Origin of the sequence: Arsukibacterium sp. (assembly GCF_033722355.1) — a bacterium.
In the GTDB taxonomy this organism is placed as follows: Bacteria; Pseudomonadota; Gammaproteobacteria; order Enterobacterales; family Alteromonadaceae; genus Alishewanella.
On sequence record NZ_JAWVZF010000240.1, the window covers coordinates 1 to 2,845 of the forward strand.

Annotated in this window: 4 protein-coding genes; all 4 read right to left on the reverse strand. The window is 52.7% G+C overall.

All coding sequences use genetic code 11. The features are described 5' to 3' along the window. On the reverse strand, positions 1-761 hold a 761-nt coding region (hemB, locus tag R3177_RS14275), incomplete at its 3' end, for a porphobilinogen synthase (protein ID WP_318971676.1). After that, positions 751-1,473 carry a GGDEF domain-containing protein gene (locus R3177_RS14280; RefSeq protein WP_318971677.1) on the reverse strand — a complete coding sequence of 241 codons (723 nt, stop codon included), beginning with the start codon at positions 1,471-1,473 and terminating at the stop codon, positions 751-753. The genes hemB and R3177_RS14280, both read right to left, overlap by 11 nt. Continuing rightward, the gene (locus R3177_RS14285; protein WP_318971678.1) at positions 1,470-2,270 is read right to left on the reverse strand and encodes a TatD family hydrolase; all 801 of its coding nucleotides are present in this window, start codon (positions 2,268-2,270) and stop codon (positions 1,470-1,472) included. The genes R3177_RS14280 and R3177_RS14285 overlap by 4 nt, the downstream gene beginning before the upstream one ends. 1 nt (position 2,271) lies before the next feature. Next, positions 2,272-2,805 carry a hypothetical protein gene (locus R3177_RS14290; protein ID WP_318971679.1) on the reverse strand — a complete coding sequence of 178 codons (534 nt, stop codon included), beginning with the start codon at positions 2,803-2,805 and terminating at the stop codon, positions 2,272-2,274. Positions 2,806-2,845 lie beyond the last annotated feature (40 nt).

Here is a 2,845-nt window from a genome sequence, read left to right on the forward strand (position 1 = left end):
ATCATATCGGCGCCTTCTTCCAGATCCATCGCCACTTCATGCAGCGCTTCATTACTGTTAGCCGGATCCATCTGATAATTCTTTTTATTACCACCTTTTAAATTGCCGGCAGAGCCTACTGCATCGCGAAACGGGCCATAATAGCTGGACGCATATTTAGCGGAGTAGGCCAGAATGCGGGTATTAACAAAGCCGGCTTGCTCCAGAGCTTCCCGGATCGCACCAATCCGGCCGTCCATCATGTCTGATGGTGCCACAATATCAGCACCCGCTTCGGCGTGCGACAGCGCCTGCTTAACCAGCGCAGCCGTTGTGATATCATTCTGAACATAGCCATGCTCATCAATAATCCCATCCTGGCCATGGGTAGTAAAAGGGTCGAGCGCCACATCGGTAATAATGCCCAGCTCAGGGACGTGTTGTTTCAGCAAACGGACGGCACGCTGGGCCAGTCCTTCAGGGTTCCACGCTTCTTCCGCCTCAAGCGACTTAGCTGCGGCGGGCGTTACCGGGAACAGGGCAACAGCGGGGATCCCCAGTGCAACCAACTCCTTTGCTTCTGCCAGCAGTAAGTCCAGACTCAGTCGCTCAATACCGGGCATGGAGGCTATTGTCTGCCGCTGATTGTCACCGTCAATAATAAACATCGGATATATTAAGTCGTTGACGGTTAGCTGATGTTCCGCCATCAGTCGGCGGCTGAAATCATGTTCACGCAGGCGACGGGGCCGGCTGGCCGGGAAATAACGGTTAGCTTTCATGGGCAGATTCCTGAATGGTAGAGATGACACTGGCAGTGCGGTTACGCCCCTGGCTTTTTGCCTGATAAAGCGCACTGTCAGCTGCCGCTATGTAGTCATTACTGCTGGTGTTACCGTCGGCAACCGCGGCGTAACAGCCCGCACTTAGCGTTACTGACAGAGACAACTGGCCAAGCTGAATGGGGGTGGTACTGATTTTCTGTCGCACGTGCTCTGCCAGCTCGATACAGCCAGCCAGCTCAGTGCCGGGCAAGAGCAGCGCAAATTCCTCGCCACCGTAGCGAAATGCCGCATCGCTGCTACGTTTTAAACTGGCTGCAAGCATAGCAGCGATTTGTGCAATAGCCGCATCGCCAGCCAGATGGCCATGTTTATCATTAATTTTTTTGAAATGATCAATATCGATTAATACCAGACCCAGTGTCGTTTTTTCCCGTCGGCTGCGCTTGAGCTCATTGCTCAGACGCTTATCAAAACAGGCACGGTTAAAAATGCCGCTTAAGGTATCCAGCATATTTTGTTGTTCCAGCAAGCGGTTTTTTTCAGCCAATTCATCCAACGCAATCTGCAGCTCCAGATTATGAGTCTGTATTCTGGTTTCCAGCTGCTCGGTATGCTGACGTTGCCAGCGGCGCCAACGCCAGCTCATCGCTGCTGCTGTTAAGGCTGCACCCGCTAAAACGCCTGCCAGTAGCCAGAGAAGATTCGTCATGCCATCTTACCTGTCAAACAGAACAGCCGGCGGGCATTGGCGGTGCAAGCGGCTGCCAGTTGCTCGCTATCGATTTGTTTCAGCCGGCAAATTTCTGCGCCAATTGCGGGCAGTAACGCCGGTTCATTATATTTGGGGCGCGGTTTAATGGTACGGGGGAGCAAGTAAGGCGCATCGGTCTCGAGCAGGATCCGGTCCAGGGGTAAATACCGGATAGCCTGCTGTAAACTCTGGCCACGACGCTCATCACAAATCCAGCCGGTGATGCCAATATAAAGCCCCAAATCCAGATAGGCTGCAAGTTGGCCGGTATCACCGGTAAAACAGTGGGCGACCCCGTGATTAATCTGCTGCTCCGTTAGCATAGCCAGCTGGGTGGCAAAAGCATCACGTTCGTGCAAATAGACCGGTTTCTGCCATTGCTTTGCCAGTTGCAGCTGACTGGCAAAGATATGTTGCTGCACCGGTCTGGGGGAAAAATCACGGTTAAAATCAAGGCCACATTCGCCCACCGCAACAACGGTGGGTAATGTCAGCAGCTGGCTCAGGCTATCCAGCCAATCGGCAGCAACCCCAGCAGCCTGATGCGGATGAACACCGGCGGTGGTGAAACACCCCGGATGGTTAAGGCAGAACTGCTGATTCTGTCTGCTTTCAGTAATATCAGAACCAATAAGCAGCAAATTGCTGACCCCGGCCTGCTGTGCCCGTTGCCAGATCTGCTGCTCAATTCCGGCAAACTGGAGACTGAACAGGTTCACCCCACAATCAAACCAGTCTGACTTCGCATCCTGCATATTACTCTATCCGGCGAACCTTGATGGTCCGGTTGTTATCATCATTGCCAAGGATAAAAGAATTAAAAAGTCCACGTTTGATATAATGCTGTTCGCCCACTTCAATGGCGTAATAGCTGCTGTCATTCTGCCGCCAGATTTGGCCATTATCAAACTCGACAATCAGCTCTTTACGTGGACTGTAGCTGATTTTGCTGACAGTCAGATACAACTGATCAGCCTCTTTCTCGACCGGTTTTTTATGCTCTAATCCAAAATCAGGGTCAGTCGGGGCAGCCCTGGCTGTTGCCGGGTCATTACTGACTGGCGCAGGGCGAACCGGCGCCTGACTGTGAGCTTGCACGGCGTTATTGGTGGCGGGTAATGTTTTGGCGCTAAGCTCAATTTCATCGTAACATACCAGACGTTTCAGGGCATTTTGCTGCTGCCGGCACTCAGCAACGGCATCTGCCAGCGTGCTGGCTTGCACCGGCAAGCTTAACAGGGGGCCACTGATGCCGGCTAACGTGGTGATCAGGCAAAGCGATTTTTTCATTGTTGTTCTTCCTCTGCAGTTTGCTCAGTGTCGGGCGCGG

What these genes read in the sequence shown, in the direction of transcription:
- R3177_RS14280 (WP_318971677.1), bottom strand. Translation starts at nt 1,473, where the DNA reads ATGACGAATCTTCTCTGGCTACTGGCAGGCGTTTTAGCGGGTGCAGCC.
- R3177_RS14285 (WP_318971678.1), bottom strand. Translation starts at nt 2,270, where the DNA reads ATGCAGGATGCGAAGTCAGACTGGTTTGATTGTGGGGTGAACCTGTTC.
- R3177_RS14290 (WP_318971679.1), bottom strand. Translation starts at nt 2,805, where the DNA reads ATGAAAAAATCGCTTTGCCTGATCACCACGTTAGCCGGCATCAGTGGC.